This is a genomic window from Mesorhizobium qingshengii, from assembly GCF_900103325.1.
Lineage (GTDB): Bacteria > Pseudomonadota > Alphaproteobacteria > Rhizobiales > Rhizobiaceae > Mesorhizobium > Mesorhizobium qingshengii.
The window spans coordinates 13654-29977 of sequence record NZ_FMXM01000019.1; the positions used below are offsets into that span (position 1 = coordinate 13654).

A 16324-nucleotide genomic window follows, 5' to 3' on the forward strand; every position below is an offset into this window, starting at 1 on the left:
GATGGATCGGGTCTTCGTAGAATATTACGAGGAGGAACTGACCCATATCCGTGCACTCGCGGCGGAATTTGCCGACATGCACCCGGCGGTGGCTCGCAACCTGTCACTCGACACGGTCCCATGTCCGGATCCGTATGTCGAGCGGTTGCTTGACGGCGTCGCCTTCCTCGCCGCACGCACACGGCTGAAGGTCGATGCGGAACGCTCGCGGTTTTCACGCAGCGTGCTGGACGTCCTCTATCCCGACCTGGTCACGCCGGCGCCGGCAACGGCGATGGTGGTGCTGAAACCCGGCCAGCAGGTCCAGACAATGGTCGCCGGCCATGTCGTCAAGCGCAACACCCGGCTGGTCTCCAGCCTGCAGCCCGGCCTTTCGACGCGCTGCACGTTCACCACGGCCCAGGACATCACGCTGTGGCCGATAGCAGTCACTTCGGTAGGCTATTTTCAAGATCGCAGCGCGCTGGCGGCGGGCGGCATAGCGCCGATCGGCGGTGTGGGCGGCGAGGCGGCGCTCCGCATTGTGCTGGCTCGGACCGGAAAAGGCAGGCTCGACGAACTGTCGCTCGACCAGCTTGACCTCTACTTTGCCGGGCGCACCAAAGCACCACTGCTTTTCGACGCGATCTTCGGCGCTTGCTCGTCCGTTGGCGCACGCGCGGAAGGCAAGACCAATCCCTTATCGCCCTTGCCGGAACCCGAAATGATCGGCATCAGCGACGACGAGGCCCTGATGCCTCGTACCCGTCCGACATTCGAGGGGTACCGTCTGCTGCGCGAATATTTCATGATGCCCGAGCGCTTCCACTACGTGCGGATATCGGGGCTGCAGCCTGTCGTGCGCAAATGCGCGGCCGGGCTCGAGATCATCTTCATGTTCAGGCGTCCAGTGCCTGAGCTTGCCGACCTGACACCGGCCGATTTCGAACTTTTTGCAACGCCGATAATCAATCTCTTCGAGCGTGAGTGCAACGTCATCGAGATTGACCCGCGCAAGACGCGCCAGGTGCTGCATGCCGACCGCACGCGGGCGCGCGACTTCGAAATCTATCGGATCCTCCGCGTCGAGGACGCCGACACGGAAGGCAACGACGCCGAAATTCCCGAGCTCTTCAGCCTGGGGCAAAACCGCGGCAGTGGCTGGGTCTATTCCACCGAGCGGCGCCCACGGCGCGCGACAGAAGAGGAGCGGCGCGACGGACTGACCCGCACCTCCTACACAGGGGACGACGTTTTCCTGGCGATTTCACGCCCGGTGGAAAGCCAGACGAACCGGCCGCTGAAGCGTGTCGACATCGTGGCGCTTTGTACCAACCGCGATCTGCCGATCCTCGACGACAATCCCACCTTGACGCTGGAGGCCGGCGACCCGGTCGAAACGGTCCGGCTTCTCGGCGCGTTGCGTCCCCCTCGCCCGGCTATCCCCGCGGCGCTGCCGGCCGGCGCAGCGGGCGAATCCCGTGCCGACAATCTCGCCTGGCGGCTCGTGGCGCAGCTGGCGCTCAACTTTCTCAGCCTTGCCAAGGAAGGTCGCGGCGTCGATCCACTGCATGCGCTGCTCGATCTTTATGCCGACCGGGGCGATCCGAGCCTTGCCCGCAACGTGCATTCGATCGTCCGCATCGACTCGCGGTCGGTCATCGAACGGCTGCAGATCGACGGGCCAATGTGCTTCGGGCGCGGCACGGAAGTGACATTGCATGTGGACCAGTCGGTCTTGGCAGGGCAGAGCACATTGCTGCTTTCGGCCTTGCTTGCACGGCTGTTTGCCCGTCATGCCGGTATTAACGGCTTTGTGCGAACCCGTACGCGGCTGTTACAGAAGCAGGAGGATGTGCCATGGCCGATGACGCCCGGCAATCGCTACCTGATCTAGACACAGTCGACCCGACCCGGGCCGAGGAACTGTCCGAGACGTTCGACTTCTTCGAGCTGTTGCGCCGGCTCGAACGGCGGGGCGGACTGTTCGGCCATTCCGGCTCGCCGGAGCGCGAGCCGGCAAGGCTCGGACAGCATGTGCGTCTCAGCTTTTCGGCCAGGGACGTGGTTGAATTCCGCGAAGCGAAGGACAAGGCCCCGGCCAGGGTTACGGTCACAAATCTCGGCCTGATGGGGCCTGAAGGTCCGCTGCCGCTTCATTTGACGCGCTGGGTGCTCGATCGCCTGTCGCAGCGCTGGTTCACCGGCGCCGATGCGCAGCAGACCAGCGACACGACATTCCTGGACTTCGTCAACATTCTGCAGCACCGCTTGATCGCCCTGTATTATCGGGCGTGGGCGGATGCCCATCCGGCCGTACAGGTCGAACGTGCGGTCGGTGGGCGTGTTCGCGCCATGCTTGAAGCCATGGCTGGGATCGGACTTCCCGGCACCCAGAACGCCGATCTCGATACGGTGAAGCTTCGCCAGGCAGCATCGCTCGCCAACCAGGTCGACGGCCCGGAACGGCTGACGCTGTTCCTGGCCGAAGCGTTCAAGGTGCCGGTTCAGATCAAGGAGTTCATCGCCGCCTGGATGACCATACCAACCGGGCTCCAGACCCGCCTTGCAAAAGCCTATGCGGGGCTCGGCCGGGGGGCGACGATCGGTCCGCGCGTTTTCAACCGCCAAAGCAGGATCGAACTGCGTGTCGGACCGCTGGGCTATGAGGACTTCAAGGCGTTCCTGCCGGGAGGCCCACGGCTCAAACTGTTCAAGCAGGCCGTTCGCGACATGGTCGGGGAATCACTCGATGTCGACCTGCGCATCGTGCTGGCGCGTGAAGCAGTACCGCCGCCGCGTATCGGAGCGGTTCAGCTCGGCCGGACCGCCTGGCTTGCGCGGCCCGCTGAAAGGGGCGATGCTGACGACATGCGGCTGCGGACAATCGTCGGATGGCGGCCGGAAATGGCGGAGGTCGCGGCATGAGTCTGCTGCTGACGCTGGAGCAAGGGCCACGCACCCAGGCGGTACGGCAGACCCGGCTGGACGAGGGCGAACTGGTGATCGGCCGCAGCGCGGACGCGGGCTGGCAGATCGACGATCCCGACATGTTCGTTTCGCGGGCTCACTGCAGGATCTCGGGCGGGCGGGATGGATATTTCGTCACCGACACGTCGAGCAGCGGATTGTTCATAAACGACTCTGACAGCCCACTCGGTTCCGGCAAGTCGACGCGCCTTCAAAGCGGCATGCGGCTGAGACTGGGCGACTACATCGTATATGTCGACCTGCAGACGCCAACCGCCCAAGCGCCCGCGGCCGGCCAGGCGGTTCCGGAACGCCTGCCGCCGGCATCGCGGGCGCCGGTGAGCATCGGCCGCGACGACTTCTTTTCCGCTACGGTCGAAGAAGAGCCGCGACGGCCACGTCCGGCCGATCTGCCAAACCCGTTCGAGCAGCCGGTTCCGGGCGCCTTCGAGCGGGCCAGCTCCAGCCAGCGCAACTCGCCTGCTTTCGATGATCCGTTCAGCCTTGATCCGGTTTCGACGCCTGTGTCGAAAGACGCCGCCTTTCTCGAACCGGGCGGCGCGGCGGACCCGGCGGACCCATTCAGCCTCGACCCGGTGCCATCGCCCGGCCGCGCGGGCGAGCCCGCTCATGGAAAGCTGTCGGATTTCAATGATGATTTTGGCTTCGGACCCGCCGCGGCGCCCAGTTCGGCGAACGGCGCCGGCTCGACCGGACAGCGCGAGCACATCGCCCAAAGACCAAAATCCGCCAATCCCTGGGATTTGCCCATGCAAGCGGCGGATGTCCCGCCTCCGGCACGGACAGGCGCCGCTCCCAAATCCACCCGCCCGTCGGCAACACCGCCGCATGCGGAGATGGCGCTTCGCACGGCATTCCTGCACGGCATGGGCGTCGAGGAAGCCGATTTCCCGGGGCGCGACAGCATCGCGGAAATGGAGAAGTTCGGTCGCGAATACCGGCTGATGATGGAAGGCCTGATGCAGCTTCTGCGCAAACGGGCCGAGGAGAAGGGAAACGCTCGCGTCGCCCAGACCATGGTCGGCGCCTCCGAAGTCAATCCACTCAAGTTTCTGCCGACGGTCGACGACGCCATCGTGACGCTTATCGCCGAGCGCAGCCCCGGATTTCTCGCCGGCGAAACGGCAATCGCCGACGCGGTTCGCGATCTCGCGCAACATCACGTGCGCGCCTGGCGCGGCGTACAGGGCGCCTTGCGGCGAATGATCGACCGTTTCGACCCGGCGGTGATCGAGGAAGAGCTGAAATCGAATTCCGCGATCGGCACCCTGCTTTCGGGCGGGCGTGGCGCCAAGCTGTGGGAGCTTTACCAGAAACGCCATCGTGAGATCGCCGAGAGCGCGGAAAAGAGCTTTCTTGGCGAAATCGGCGCTGATTTTCGAGATGCATATGAGGAGGAGTGAGACATGATCGATCGACGCGAATTTGTCGTTGCCCTGGGCGCGACGGGACTGCTTGCGGCTTGCCAGAGCGGTCCACCAAAACCATCGGTGATCACCGTCAACGTGACCGGTGGCACCGGCATGAACCCGGGACCAGGTGGCGGCGACCGGCCCGTGACTGTCCTCGTCATGCGGCTGCGCGGCACCGGCAAGTTCAATTCAGCCGACTACTTTGCCCTGCAGGGGGATCCCGGCTCCGCGTTGGCAGGTGATCTCATCGGATCCGATCAGATCGCCGTCGGGCCAGGGAAATCCGCGTCCAAAACCATCACTGTCGAGCCGGACGCGACGGCGCTGGGCTTCGTCGCGCTGATCCGAGAACCTGGTGGCAGGAACTGGCGGACGACCAAGTCCGTGTCGCCGGGATCAAAATTCACGATCAACGTCACGCTTGGCAGCGGCGGGATTTCCGCCTAGCGGCCAGGACAAGGGGAGCTCAATGCAGAGAGTAGCGGCATGAGCGATGCAAACAGGGTGCTATGGTCCGAAGGCCTTTTCCTGCGGACCCAGCATTTCCAGCAGCAGGATCGTTTCTTCGAGGCGACGGTGCGCGGCGCGTTGCAGGCCGGGCAACTGCATACGTTCGGCTTTCAACAGCTGACGCTGGATCAGGCATTGCTCGAGGCCGGACAGATCTCGATCCTGTCCGCGCGGGGCATCTTCCCGGACGGCACGCCGTTCTCCATCCCGGACATGATGGACGCGCCGCGACCGCTGCCGGTCACCCCGGACACGGGCGCCGGACCGGTACTGGTCGCCTTGCCGCTGGAGCCTCCCGGCGGTGTCGGCTTCGATCCGGCACACGCGGCGCCTTCCGGAGCACGATATCATGGGCGGATCGTCTCGGTGCGTGACGCGGTCCAGGGCGGTTCGGACCCCGAAGAAATCGAGATCGCCCGTCCGCAGGCTCTGCTGCTGGCGCCCGGCAAGTCGGTCGGTGGCTACACAGCCTTGCCGATAGCCGACCTCAAGGGGGTTCGAGCCGACGGCGGCGTCTCTTTGGACGAGACCTTCCTGCCGCCGACACTGGTTACCGGCGCGGTGGCCTGGTATCGGCAGTTGCTCCTGGAAGTTGTCACGGGACTCGACCAGATCGCCGAGGCGCATGGCAAGATGGTCATGGGCGGACCGGGGCGCAGCGTCGAAGATCTGCTGATGCTCAATCTCGCCAATGCGGCGCGTCCGCGGCTGGCCCACATGCTGGCGCAGGATGTCTTCCATCCCGCCGAGCTTTACCTGGAACTTGCCGGGCTCGCCGGTTCGATGGCGACCTACGGCTCGAGCGCGCGGCGGCTGGGCGAGTTGCCCGCCTACGATCACATGGCGCCTGGCCCCGCCTATTCGGCGCTGGCGGATGCGCTGCGCTCGCTGATCCTCAGCCTGCGTTACATCGAGCCGAAATCGCGTGCGCTGCCTGTCATGCGGCACTCGACCAATGTCTGGAAAATCCGCATCGACAATCCGAAGCTGCTGGTGGCCAGCCGGATCGTCATCCGGGTCGGATCGGAGCTGTCGGAGGACGCGCTGCGCAAGATATTCGTCAACCAGGCGACCGTCGGATCGGCCGACCAGTTCGAGGGCCTGTGGAAATCGCGTCTGCCCGGCATTCCGCTGAAACCGCTTCATTCCCAGCCGCGCGAGATCCCTTACGATGGCGATCGGCTTTGCCTCGAGCTGGACCAGAAGAGCGAGCACTGGGCGTCGCTGCTCGATGCCCCCGGCTTCGTCATCGGCGTTTCGGGCGTCTTGCCGAGCGAGCCGCAGGTGGACTGCTATTCGGTGAACAGGTGAGATCATGAGCCGCGATGATCCTTTCGGACTGTCGGAGGATCGCGAACGCACCCGCATACGGTTGACCGGCGCGCCGATGCCGCGACCGATGGCGCCGCTCTTGCCGGGCGCCGCGGTAAAGCGGTCTCGTACTCATCCGAATGCGCTTATCAACGCATTCGCGCCCTTGCTCGAATTCGCGCCCGAGCTAGAAAGCGCGCTGCCGCCGGAGAATCCGGAAGCGTTGCGTACCCGACTGCTCGAAGAGCTGGTCCGGGCACGCGACACGGCAATGTCGGCGGGGTCTTCGATGGAGCGGGCCGACCAGGCAGCCTGGGCAGTGGCGGCGTTGCTCGACGATCTGGCTTTGAACACGCCATGGGGCGGGGCCGGCGCCTGGCCGCGGCAGCCGCTTGTCGTCATGCTGCGGGGCGATGTCGATGCCGGCACGCAGTTCTTCACGCGCCTCGACGAACTGGAGCGCCATCCCAACCGCGACCGCGAATTGCTGGAACTGCAGTATGCTTGCCTGGCACTCGGCTTCCGCGGCAAATATCGCGTGCCCGGCCGTTCGGGCGACCGCTCGCTCAATGCCGTCCGCGTGGCGGCGGCGCGCTTCCTGCGCGATGCCGACGCCGAAGGGGCGCCGCTGTCGCCAAACTGGAAGGGCGTGATCGCATCCGACGAGCCGCAGCGCTTCATCGTTCCGATCTGGGTCATGGCGCTCGGTGCGGCGGTTGTCGCCACCGCAATCCATATCGGTCTCTCGATGGGACTGAGCAGCCAGGCGGTCGAGCTTTCCGCGCTTGTTCGCGCCTTGCCGCCGCCCGAACGCGGCGACATCAGTCGTGCGTCGCCCAAGGTCGATGCCCCGCCACCGGAGAAAGTGGATTTTGCGCTGTTGCCGGAATTTCAGGCCGGGGCGCCGGCCGACCTCAAATCCGCCCTCAGCGGCACCGAGAGCGTTTCGCTGGCCAAGCTGATCATCCAGGCCTCCAACCCCGAACTGTTCCAGTCCTCGCGGCCACAACTGACCGAAGGCTTCGAACCCCTGATCGGTTCGATCGCCAAGGTGATCATCGCCAATCAGGAGCTGATCGGAAACATCACGGTGATCGGTCATACGGACAGCGTTCCTCTGCAAAAGACCAATCCGCTGTCGACCAACCAGCGGCTGTCCGAGGCTCGCGCCCAGACGATTGCCGACATGCTGGTCCAGAACGGGGTGCCGCAGGACCGCGTCCATTCCGAGGGCCGCGCGGCCACCGATCCAGTGGCCAACGACAGCACGCGCGAGGGCCGGGCCTTGAACCGCCGCGTCGAGGTGCTCGTCGAAAAGAGGCTTTGACATGTTCATCCTGCGCTTCCTCTGGGCGGTTCTGACATCGCGCTGGCTCTGGACACTGATCGGCATCACGCTGCTTTCCCTGGTCATCTGGGTGTTCGGTCCGATCGTCAGGGTCGGTCCCTACGAACCGTTCGCCTCTGAAAATGTGCGCATCGTCATCATCGCGCTGCTGGTCATCTTCTGGCTGATATGGCTGATCGTCGCCCAGCGCCGGGCGATCCGCGCCAACCGCATGTTCGTCGCCGAGATTGCAGCACCTGTGGCGGAAAAGCCGCTCAGCCCCGGCGAAGAGAACGTCGCCGCCGTGGGTGCCAAGTTCGCCGAGGTGATGGCCGAACTGAAACGCCGCAAGCTGGGCGGACGCAAGTTCCTGCGCGAGATGCCATGGTATGTGATCGTCGGGCCACCGGCCACCGGCAAGACCACGGCGTTGCGGCAGTCCGGGCTGAATTTTCCGATCGACCTCACCGACGACCTGCAGGGGGTCGGCGGCACGCGCAACTGCGACTGGTTCTTTTCCGAAAACGCGGTTCTGATCGACACCGCCGGCCGCTATGTCCAGCAGGAGAGCCAGCCCGATGTAGACGCCGCGGAATGGCTGGGCTTCCTTGACCTTTTGAAGAAGCACCGGGGCCGCCGCGCCCTCAACGGCGTGATCGTCGCGCTTTCGATCGACGTGCTTTCGGAGGGTGACGAAGCCATCAAGGCGCACGGCCGCAAGATCCGCCGCCGGTTGGCCGAGCTCAACGACCGGCTCGAAATCCGCCTTCCAGTCTATCTGATGCTGACCAAGGCCGACCTGATCAAGGGTTTCGAGGCTTTCTTCGGCGGCCTGTCCACCGCCTCGCGCGAGCAGGTATGGGGAACGACCTTCCCGCTGGATACGCGCGTGGATGCCAAGACCATCGAACGCGAGATTTCAACGCTGGCGACGGAACTCGAGCGGCGCCTGGTGCCGCGCCTGGAGGACGAGGACAAGCTCGCCGCCCGCGCCGAGATCTTCAGATTTCCCGCCCAACTGTCCAGCCTGTCCGAACCGATCCAGGTGCTGGTCGAGGCGATGTTCGGCGAAAGCCGGTATGAAGAGGCAGCCTGGCTGCGTGGCCTCTATCTGACATCGGCGACGCAGGAAGGGGCTCCCATCGACCGGCTGACCGCAGCGCTGTCGTCGTCCTTCGGCCTTCCGCCACGGCGGGCCCTGCCCGCGCCAAGGGTCGAGAAACGCAGCTTCTTCCTGAAGAACCTGCTCACCGAGGTCATCTTCAGGGAAGCCGGGCTCGGCACGTTCGACCCGCTGGCGCAACGCCGCCGCGCCTGGATCTGGCGCGGCGCCGCCGCCGCATGCGCGGCGGCGGCCTTGCTGGCCGGCGGGCTGTTCACCTGGTCCTATTTCGACAACCGCAACGCGATCACGGCCCAGGCAAGCCAGTTCGAAGCGCTGCAAACGCCGCTGACATCCGTGGCCGCAATCCCGGCATCGGTGGAGCAGCCCGCCATCGACAGCGCCCTCGAAGCCATGGACGCGGTGGCAAATGCCCGGACAGCACCGCCGGGCAGCGCCCAGGATCTGCTGGGACCATCGGCCTCGGCGGAACTGGTGCGGGCGCAGACCGACACCTACGACCACGCCCTGCGCAACGTGCTCGAGCCACGCATGGTCGCACTGCTCGAGGCGACCATGTGGCGGCAGATCCGCGATCCGGATTTCATGCTCGGGGCACTGAAGACCTATCGCATGATGACGGGTCTGTCGCAGATGGATGCCGATTTCGCGCAGAACTGGTGGGTGAACAGCCTGCCCGAATTCGCGGCCGCGGCACCATTTCCGACCGCCGATGCCGAGGAACACCAGCTTGCCGCCATCCGCCGGATGGCGGTCGACGAAAGCTATGTCGCGCCCGACCAGGCTCTGGTCGCCGAAGCGCTGAAAACGGTGTGCACGATCTCGTTGCCCGCGCGGGCCTATAAGCAGTTGCTGGCCGATCCGGCGGTGGCCGGGCTCAAGGAGTGGATCCCGGCCAATTTCGCCGGCCCCAATGGCGGCAAGGTGTTTGCGCGGCGTTCCGACAAGACACTTCGCGTCGGCATTGCCGGAGCATTCACCTATTCCGGCTTCCACGACGCCATTCTCGACCGCATCGACGATGTCGCCGCCCAGGCGGCGCTCGATCGCGCGGTTTTCGCCGGCGGCTGCTCGGAAAACTCCGAGACCTCGGTCTCGGCGCTGTCCGAGGATATTCTGAAGCTCTACTATGACGACTACATCGCGCAATGGGACAGCTTCCTGCGTGATATGCGGCTCGCGCCATTGACCGATCTCAATGTCGCCAGCGAAAATCTGAAGGATCTCTCGAGTGCCGATTCAGCGCTGAAGCGGCTGCTTACGGCGGTCGTCCAGGAGACCGAACTGACGCGTTCCGACGAGGCGCCCGCCGACGACAAGGCGGCAGCCAAGGGCGCTTCCAAACTGCTCGGCAAGCTGGGCAAGCTCGGCAAGCTGGCGACAAGCGGTGCGAAGCTGCTTCCCCGCGCCGGGTCAGCAACCGAGGTGGACCTGACCGGCAATCTGGTGGCCGAACACTTCAAACCGCTCAAGAGCACCATTGCCGAGGTCGACGGCCAGCCGCCGGCACTGGATGCCGCCGTTGTCGCGTTGACCGCGCTTTCGAACGTGCTGCAGACGGTTACCGCCAACCCCAATCCGCAGGATGCCATCAAGAAGCAGGGCGGCCTTGCCGAACTGACGGGCGCGGTCGCCAGGCAAGCACAAATCCTGCCCGACCCCATCAACAACTGGCTGGGTGGGATTGCCGGCGACACCAGCAATTTGACCCAGAAGGCGGTCACCTCGGAGCTCAACGCCATCTGGCGGGCCGACATACTGCCTTTCTGCCAGGCAGCGCTGAACGACCGCTATCCATTCAGCGCCGACAGCGCGGTGGACGTCAATGTGCGTGATTTCGCCCGCTTGTTCGGACCGGCCGGAATGATCGACGGTTTCATCAATGACCACCTGATCAACTATGTCGACACGACCAGCCAGCCATGGAAATGGCGCGCCGATTTCGGCCTCGATCCTTCGGCGCTGGCGGCGTTCGAGCAGGCCAGGCATATCCGCGACGATCTCTTTCCCGGCGGTACAGGGCCGGTGATGAGCTTCACGCTCGAACCGAAGGACCTGTCTCCGAACGTCACGCGGGTGACGCTCAACCTCGATGGCCAGACCCTCGTCTACTACAACAACGCGACGCGGCCACAGCCGATGACCTGGCCCGGCAAGGATGGCACCGGGGTCATCTCGCTCGCCTTCCAGCCGATCGATGGATCGCCCGAAATCATGCTCAACGAGACCGGAAGCTGGGCATGGCTGAGGATGCTGCGCAGCGGCCGCTTCGCCGGAACGTCGCTGTCCGACGTCTACAGCCTGCGCCTGGGGACGAAAGGCATGTACGCCGATTTCGAACTCAAGGCCGCCAGCGTGGAGAACCCCTACAATTTGCAGATGTTCAAGAAATTCTCATGTCCGCCGCAGATATGACCTCGCCCGGCTTTTACGGCAAAATGCCCGCCACCGGCGATTTCGTGACGCGACGGCTGTCGGGCGACTTTGTTCGCGGCTGGGACCGCTGGCTGGCGCAGAATCTCGTCCCACTGTTTGGCTCGGAATTTTGGCCAAGCACAACCGCGCTGCGCTTTCTGGCTGGCCCGGCTTCCTTCGGCGCATCCGCCGGCATCATTGTGCAGAGCGCCGACAGGGTTGGCAGGAAATTCCCCTTGAGCGTCGTTGCGCAGCTTTCCGAAGCCTCCATTCTGCTGGCCGACGCCGAGACGTGGTTCTCTGGGATCGAAGAAGCGGCCATCGCGGCCCAGAACGGCGAACTGACGCCCGACGAGCTGGATGCCGCGCTGGCCGGACTGCCGGTGCCTCCTGTCGAGCCGGGCGAAGAGGTCATCAGCGACATGGTGATGTGGACAGCCCGTTCGGACATTTTCGACATCGATCCGCATTCTCCGCAAGCGACGCTGGAACAGATCCTCGCCGCCAACTGGGAGACCGGCTGATGCAGATCTGGAACCAGATGGGCTATCCGCACCAATTCACCATGGGCATGGACAAGGCCGGCCATGAGTGGATTGTCGTGGTCGTCAAGGGCACGTTCGATTTCCCCGCCAAGCCCGGCGGAGCGGTGCAAAAATCGGTCGAACAGGTGCCGCTGGTGATGGCCGACACACAAACCGGTGTGCCTGGCTACTCGGCCACGCTATGGGAGACCGACTTCGCCTTCCGCAAACCGCGCTGCGATATCATCGCCAATGGCTGCGCCTACGCCCCAAACGGCAGACCAGCCGAGCGCGTGCCGGTCGGCATAAAGTTGGGCAATTGGTCAAAACTGTTCGAGGTCGTCGGCCACCGCGAATGGCGCTCCATCGGCCCGGTTTTTACCGCCACGTCGCCGCAACCCTTCCTCAAACTGCCCATCTCCTATGACGTCGCCTGGGGTGGTGTCGACAGGCTGGATCCTGAGGACAAGCTCCCCGCCAGCTACAAATACAACCCAGTTGGAACCGGTTGGTCTCGCACTAAGAACCAGCGCCTCATCCCCGGCCTGCGGCTGCCGAACACCCAGGCGGTCGGCGAAGAGATCCGCTCGCCATTCGGCGATTACAAGCCGATGAGTTTCGGGCCGATGGGTCGCGGCTGGCCGGGCCGGATCGAATATGGCGGCACCTACGACGACAATTGGATCAAGAACATCTTTCCGTTCCTGCCGCCGGACTTCGACGAGCGCTATTTCCAGATGGCGCCCCCTGACCAGCAGATCGACCTGCCAAGAGGTGGCGAGGAGGTGCAACTCGTCAATCTGACGCAGCAAGGCCGCGAGAATTTCCCGTTGCCGAAAACCGCGCTGCCTATCACCCTGTTCAAAGGGCAAGTAAAAGCCCTGGAGACCGAACTTCTCCCAGACACGGTCTTATTCGACCCGGAGAATCGCCGCTTCTCGCTGGTCTGGCGCGTCTCGCAGCGGATTCACCGCACTATCCTCGACTTCACCGAGTGCTGGGTGGGCCCGCCAACGGCATCGATGCTGCGCGCCCGCGCTGCCGGTCGGGATTATATACGCGCCGATGGAACCGCGCCCACAGAAGAAGTCGACGACGCATGAACGCGGCCATCGACATCGCCTCGATAGGCATGGTCACCGCAGTCGGTCTGGACGCACCGTCCGCCTGTGCGGCGATGCGTGCAAGGCTTGACGGCTTCCAGGAGACCCGCTTCGTCGGATCCGGCACCGATATGCTGGTCGGCGCGCCGGTGCCGTTGCCACGCAACTGGATCGGTGAGAAGCGCATGGCCCACCTCGCCGCCGGCGCAATCTGCGAGGCTTTCGAGAGCGTTCCGCAGGCTCGCGGCCAGACCGCGCTCATCCTCTGCCTAGCGGAAAAGGACCGTCCCGGAATTGCCGTCACGGACAGCGCGCGCCTACTTCGCAATATAGCCGAGATCGTCGAAATCGAGCCTCGAATGCGCTCTCGCGTTGTCGCGCATGGCCGTCCTTCCGGACATGTTGCACTCGACCAAGCACGCAGAATGATCGTCTCGGGCGAAGCACCCTATGTCATGATCGCAGGCGTCGACAGCTACCTGACGGCCCCCGCGATCGCCTACTATCTTGGCGAAAATCGCCTGCTTACGCCAGACAATCCAAACGGCTTCATTCCAGGCGAGGCCGCTTCTGCCATTCTGTGCACACAGTCGCAGCGCGGCGGCTTTCGGCTCTTCGGGCTTGGCTTGTCGTCCGAGCCGGCATCGATCTACAATACCAAGGATCTGCCCCTGCGTGGCGACGGAATGACCTCCGCCTACAGCATGGCCTTAGAAGAAACCGGCATAGAGATGAACCGGCTCGGCTATCGCATCGCCGACCTCATCGGCGAGCAATACTGGTTCAAGCAGACTGCGCTCGCGAGTTTGCGCCTGCTGCGGGGCAGGCATGACTTCCAGGATCTCTGGTCGCCAAGTGAATCTCTTGGCAACATCGGTGCCGCCGTCGTTCCGCTGATGATTGGCGTGGCCTTCACCGCAGCGCGCAAAGGTTACGCTGCGGGAACGCCGGTGCTGATCGAAGCATCCAACGATGCGGGCGCATGCGGCGCGGCTGTTCTCGCTGCGAGGGCCGCCTGATGACGGTCTACGCGAACAGCCTCGAAGTTGCCTGCAAGGCGCAATCCAATAAGGTGATTGCCGCTTTTCCGGACGTCTGCTTCACACCGCCGGAAAACCCGGCAACACCGCCTGGCGTACCCATCCCCTATCCGTCCTTCGGTCTCGATTCCGACACCGACAACGGCACGGGCACCGTCAAGATCGGCGGCGAGAACATCACGCAGAAAAACAAATCCTACTACACCAAGACCAGCGGCACCGAGGCCGGCTGCGCGGCAAAAAAAGGCGTCATAACGTCAGTCAATACAGGAAAGGAATATGCAGTCGCCTGGTCAAGCGACGTTAAGGCCGATGGCGAACCTGTCAGCCGCATGACCGATGTATCCACCAACAATCATGCCTCACCAACCGGTAACGCACCGCCTTGGCCGAAGATTGGAAAACTGAAGGTCGGAAGGGCCTCCTGCGCATCCATCCTGGCAAAGCTCGGCATGAAAGTGCACCGTTATGGCGATGCCAGCAAGGAATGTGCATCGAACCAACAGTCAGACCATATCCTGCAAAACGCCTGTTTTCAGAATTCGCGCGGCGGTCAGGCGATAAGCACAACGCCGAGCTACACTATGAACGACGCGCCCTGTGTTTGTCTTGAGGACGCCACCGATCCCAACACGGAACATGGCCGCAAAACGGCGGCGCAAGGTGAATGGGCGAAGGCGCAGCGTGCAAAGGGGACGAACCCGACCTACGAGGAAGTGCGCGAAGCCAACATGGAGGCGATGAAAAAGGCCAAGAATATCCCCGATGGCCCGAGAGGCAAGGAGCACCCTGCCATCGAATGCCTGAGGATGATATGTGACATCCATTTCCAGGCGATGATGAGCGGGCCGGAAAACAAGAAACCCAGCACTCAAGCGCGTGCGCCCGCTACCGGCAAGTTCAAGCCGACGGTCACCAGTACCGTCCGCAGGCGCTAAAGGAGAGTAACGTGGCTGACTACAGCGTGACGGTGAACGGCGTGGTCGCCGCCGATAACGGAACCATTTTTTCCGCGGTCGCATATTACGACGGTGAGAGCTTCTACTCCTTCGTCATCTCGGAATCGGATGTATCCAGCGACGACAATGAGTCGGAGCGAATTTACGAAAAGCCTTGCTGGTTCACGGACATATGGCGCTCTAAGTCCGGCCGCATCCTTGTCTGCGACGACAACGGCGCCGTCCATGCGGGCTCGGGTACCGATTGGGCGGAAAGCCAGATTTCAACTCGTCCTTTGAACACCGTCTGGGGATTTGACGACAACATTATCTACTGCGGCGGGGCCGAAGGCGTCGTCTACCAGTGGGACGGCGCGCGGTGGTCCGCCTTCAGCCCGGCTCTAGGAAACACAATCCTGTGCATCGCCGGGACGGCGCCGAACGACCTCTACGTGTCGGGCGAGGGATCATTGTTTTGGCATTATGACGGTCGGGAGTGGTCGCAAATTCAGCTGCCCACCAATGCCATTCTAGTTGGCCTGTTGGCGCTGTCTTCCACCGACGTCTTGGTTTCAGGCAGTGCCGGGACCCTGTTTCGCGGTTCCGGTCTTGCCTGGACGGATGTTTCGCAGAGTGGCCGAGATTTCTACAAAATGGCGTTCTACCGGAAAGCCATATACATCGCCGGCGGCGGACAAGGCGTATTCACATTCGACGGCACGGCGGTATCGAAACTGAAGGATGGTTTTCCCGTCTATCGGCTGTCCTCCAACGGATCGTACCTGACCTTGGCAGGCGGAAACTCCGCAATCAGATATGACGGCTCGGAATGGCTTGGCCCCGACTATACTTAACAGTTCGCTGCGCACTTTTGGGGGGCATGTGTCAACCTCGCTTCGCGGCAAGATAGGATCTCACTTTTTCAAGGTCCAGGTCCACGATACGCGGCGTCTCGGTGACCGACAGCATGCGTACGACGAACAATTCACCCTGTTCGGGGTATTCGGCATAGCGTTCCCGCGCAATCTCACGCCCGACATCGCCTGCCACCCGTAACCCGTCGAGATGCGCCTCCAGACGCTCGATGAGCCGGGCAAGGCGCTCCTCGTCCATGTCCGGATTCCTGCCCGGATTGAGCAGGTTGTAGTCGTAGATTGCCCACAGGAACGCTGCCATCTCTGCGTGCTGACGAACGATTTCGCGAAGAACGGGCGCGGACATCAGTTCAAATTGACCGATCCGCCGCGAATGCGGTTCGCCGCGCTGGCGTGGCTTGTCACATACGTACCGCGAATCGTGATGCGACCATCCTTCTCCATGATGATGGTCGCCTTGCCGCAGCGAAGCTCGATCCGTTCGTCACCGATGATCCGCACCTGCTCCCCGTCGCGGACGACCTGCGGCGCCGAAGTCCGACGTGCGGGTTCGACAATGCGGCCGACAATGAGCGGCCGCCCGGGATCGCCATCCTGAAACAGCAACGCCACCTCGGCACCGATCATGTCTGAAGTGAGTTCGGCAAGACTGCGCGCGGGAATCGCGGTCTCCTTCGGGTTTCCGGGAAAGACGACAAGCGGAGCGTCTTCGCCAAAGCCCAGGAATATGCCGATCACGACGCCTTCGATCCGCTCTTTGACCCCTGCCATCGCCA

Annotated in this window: 14 protein-coding genes; 12 read left to right on the plus strand and 2 right to left on the minus strand. The window is 63.4% G+C overall.

What is annotated here, in order from left to right:
• The first annotated feature begins 1 nt into the window (after position 1).
• From tssF to BLS48_RS25160, 12 genes are read left to right on the plus strand one after another with little or no spacing between them, the layout of a single operon-like run.
• Positions 2-1876, plus strand: a complete 1875-nt coding sequence (gene tssF, locus BLS48_RS25105) for a type VI secretion system baseplate subunit TssF (RefSeq protein ID WP_091583637.1) — start codon at positions 2-4, stop codon at positions 1874-1876.
• A complete protein-coding gene (gene tssG, locus BLS48_RS25110) occupies positions 1840-2907 on the plus strand; it encodes a type VI secretion system baseplate subunit TssG (RefSeq protein WP_091583920.1) in 1068 nt (355 codons plus the stop codon). Before tssF ends, tssG begins: the two co-directional genes overlap by 37 nt.
• On the plus strand, positions 2904-4373 hold the full coding sequence (gene tagH, locus BLS48_RS25115; protein WP_091583925.1) for a type VI secretion system-associated FHA domain protein TagH: 1470 nt from the start codon (positions 2904-2906) through the stop codon (positions 4371-4373). Before tssG ends, tagH begins: the two co-directional genes overlap by 4 nt.
• Before the next feature lie 3 nt (positions 4374-4376).
• Complete coding sequence (tssJ, locus tag BLS48_RS25120) at positions 4377-4829, plus strand: type VI secretion system lipoprotein TssJ (protein WP_091583640.1); 453 nt, start codon at positions 4377-4379, stop codon at positions 4827-4829.
• A gap of 39 nt (positions 4830-4868) precedes the next feature.
• A complete protein-coding gene (tssK, locus tag BLS48_RS25125; protein ID WP_091583643.1) occupies positions 4869-6203 on the plus strand; it encodes a type VI secretion system baseplate subunit TssK in 1335 nt (444 codons plus the stop codon).
• Positions 6204-6207: 4 nt separating this feature from the next.
• Positions 6208-7530 carry a type IVB secretion system protein IcmH/DotU gene (icmH, locus tag BLS48_RS25130; RefSeq protein WP_091583645.1) on the plus strand — a complete coding sequence of 441 codons (1323 nt, stop codon included), beginning with the start codon at positions 6208-6210 and terminating at the stop codon, positions 7528-7530.
• 1 nt (position 7531) lies between these two features.
• Positions 7532-11068: a type VI secretion system membrane subunit TssM gene (gene tssM / locus BLS48_RS25135; RefSeq protein WP_091583648.1), complete on the plus strand. Its 3537-nt coding sequence runs from the start codon at positions 7532-7534 to the stop codon at positions 11066-11068.
• Positions 11050-11592 (plus strand): type VI secretion system-associated protein TagF, encoded by a 543-nt coding sequence (gene tagF / locus BLS48_RS25140; RefSeq protein WP_244529858.1) that lies wholly within the window; start codon positions 11050-11052, stop codon positions 11590-11592. Before tssM ends, tagF begins: the two co-directional genes overlap by 19 nt.
• On the plus strand, positions 11592-12695 hold the full coding sequence (locus BLS48_RS25145) for a DUF2169 family type VI secretion system accessory protein (protein WP_091583654.1): 1104 nt from the start codon (positions 11592-11594) through the stop codon (positions 12693-12695). The genes tagF and BLS48_RS25145 overlap by 1 nt, the downstream gene beginning before the upstream one ends.
• The gene (locus BLS48_RS25150; RefSeq protein WP_091583657.1) at positions 12692-13714 is read left to right on the plus strand and encodes a 3-oxoacyl-ACP synthase; all 1023 of its coding nucleotides are present in this window, start codon (positions 12692-12694) and stop codon (positions 13712-13714) included. The genes BLS48_RS25145 and BLS48_RS25150 overlap by 4 nt, the downstream gene beginning before the upstream one ends.
• Positions 13714-14673, plus strand: coding sequence for a DUF4150 domain-containing protein (locus BLS48_RS36345; RefSeq protein ID WP_244529860.1), 960 nt, complete (start codon positions 13714-13716; stop codon positions 14671-14673). The genes BLS48_RS25150 and BLS48_RS36345 overlap by 1 nt, the downstream gene beginning before the upstream one ends.
• 11 nt (positions 14674-14684) lie before the next feature.
• Positions 14685-15527: a WD40/YVTN/BNR-like repeat-containing protein gene (locus BLS48_RS25160; RefSeq protein WP_143019504.1), complete on the plus strand. Its 843-nt coding sequence runs from the start codon at positions 14685-14687 to the stop codon at positions 15525-15527.
• A gap of 31 nt (positions 15528-15558) precedes the next feature.
• Here BLS48_RS25160 and BLS48_RS25165 read toward each other — a convergent pair whose 3' ends face one another.
• Both BLS48_RS25165 and BLS48_RS25170 read right to left on the minus strand, forming a co-directional pair.
• Complete coding sequence (locus BLS48_RS25165) at positions 15559-15897, minus strand: hypothetical protein (RefSeq protein WP_091583662.1); 339 nt, start codon at positions 15895-15897, stop codon at positions 15559-15561.
• A complete protein-coding gene (locus BLS48_RS25170) occupies positions 15894-16319 on the minus strand; it encodes a DUF6484 domain-containing protein (protein WP_091583665.1) in 426 nt (141 codons plus the stop codon). Before BLS48_RS25170 ends, BLS48_RS25165 begins: the two co-directional genes overlap by 4 nt.
• Positions 16320-16324: the final 5 nt, after the last annotated feature.

Bases quoted from the DNA above. Each gene is read 5' to 3' on its own strand.
- tagF (WP_244529858.1), top strand. From the start codon at position 11,050: ATGTCCGCCGCAGATATGACCTCGCCCGGCTTTTACGGCAAAATGCCC.
- tssK (WP_091583643.1), top strand. From the start codon at position 4,869: ATGAGCGATGCAAACAGGGTGCTATGGTCCGAAGGCCTTTTCCTGCGG.
- tssJ (WP_091583640.1), top strand. From the start codon at position 4,377: ATGATCGATCGACGCGAATTTGTCGTTGCCCTGGGCGCGACGGGACTG.
- icmH (WP_091583645.1), top strand. From the start codon at position 6,208: ATGAGCCGCGATGATCCTTTCGGACTGTCGGAGGATCGCGAACGCACC.
- tssM (WP_091583648.1), top strand. From the start codon at position 7,532: ATGTTCATCCTGCGCTTCCTCTGGGCGGTTCTGACATCGCGCTGGCTC.
- BLS48_RS25145 (WP_091583654.1), top strand. From the start codon at position 11,592: ATGCAGATCTGGAACCAGATGGGCTATCCGCACCAATTCACCATGGGC.
- BLS48_RS25150 (WP_091583657.1), top strand. From the start codon at position 12,692: ATGAACGCGGCCATCGACATCGCCTCGATAGGCATGGTCACCGCAGTC.
- tssG (WP_091583920.1), top strand. From the start codon at position 1,840: ATGGCCGATGACGCCCGGCAATCGCTACCTGATCTAGACACAGTCGAC.
- tssF (WP_091583637.1), top strand. From the start codon at position 2: ATGGATCGGGTCTTCGTAGAATATTACGAGGAGGAACTGACCCATATC.
- tagH (WP_091583925.1), top strand. From the start codon at position 2,904: ATGAGTCTGCTGCTGACGCTGGAGCAAGGGCCACGCACCCAGGCGGTA.
- BLS48_RS25170 (WP_091583665.1), bottom strand. From the start codon at position 16,319: ATGGCAGGGGTCAAAGAGCGGATCGAAGGCGTCGTGATCGGCATATTC.
- BLS48_RS36345 (WP_244529860.1), top strand. From the start codon at position 13,714: ATGACGGTCTACGCGAACAGCCTCGAAGTTGCCTGCAAGGCGCAATCC.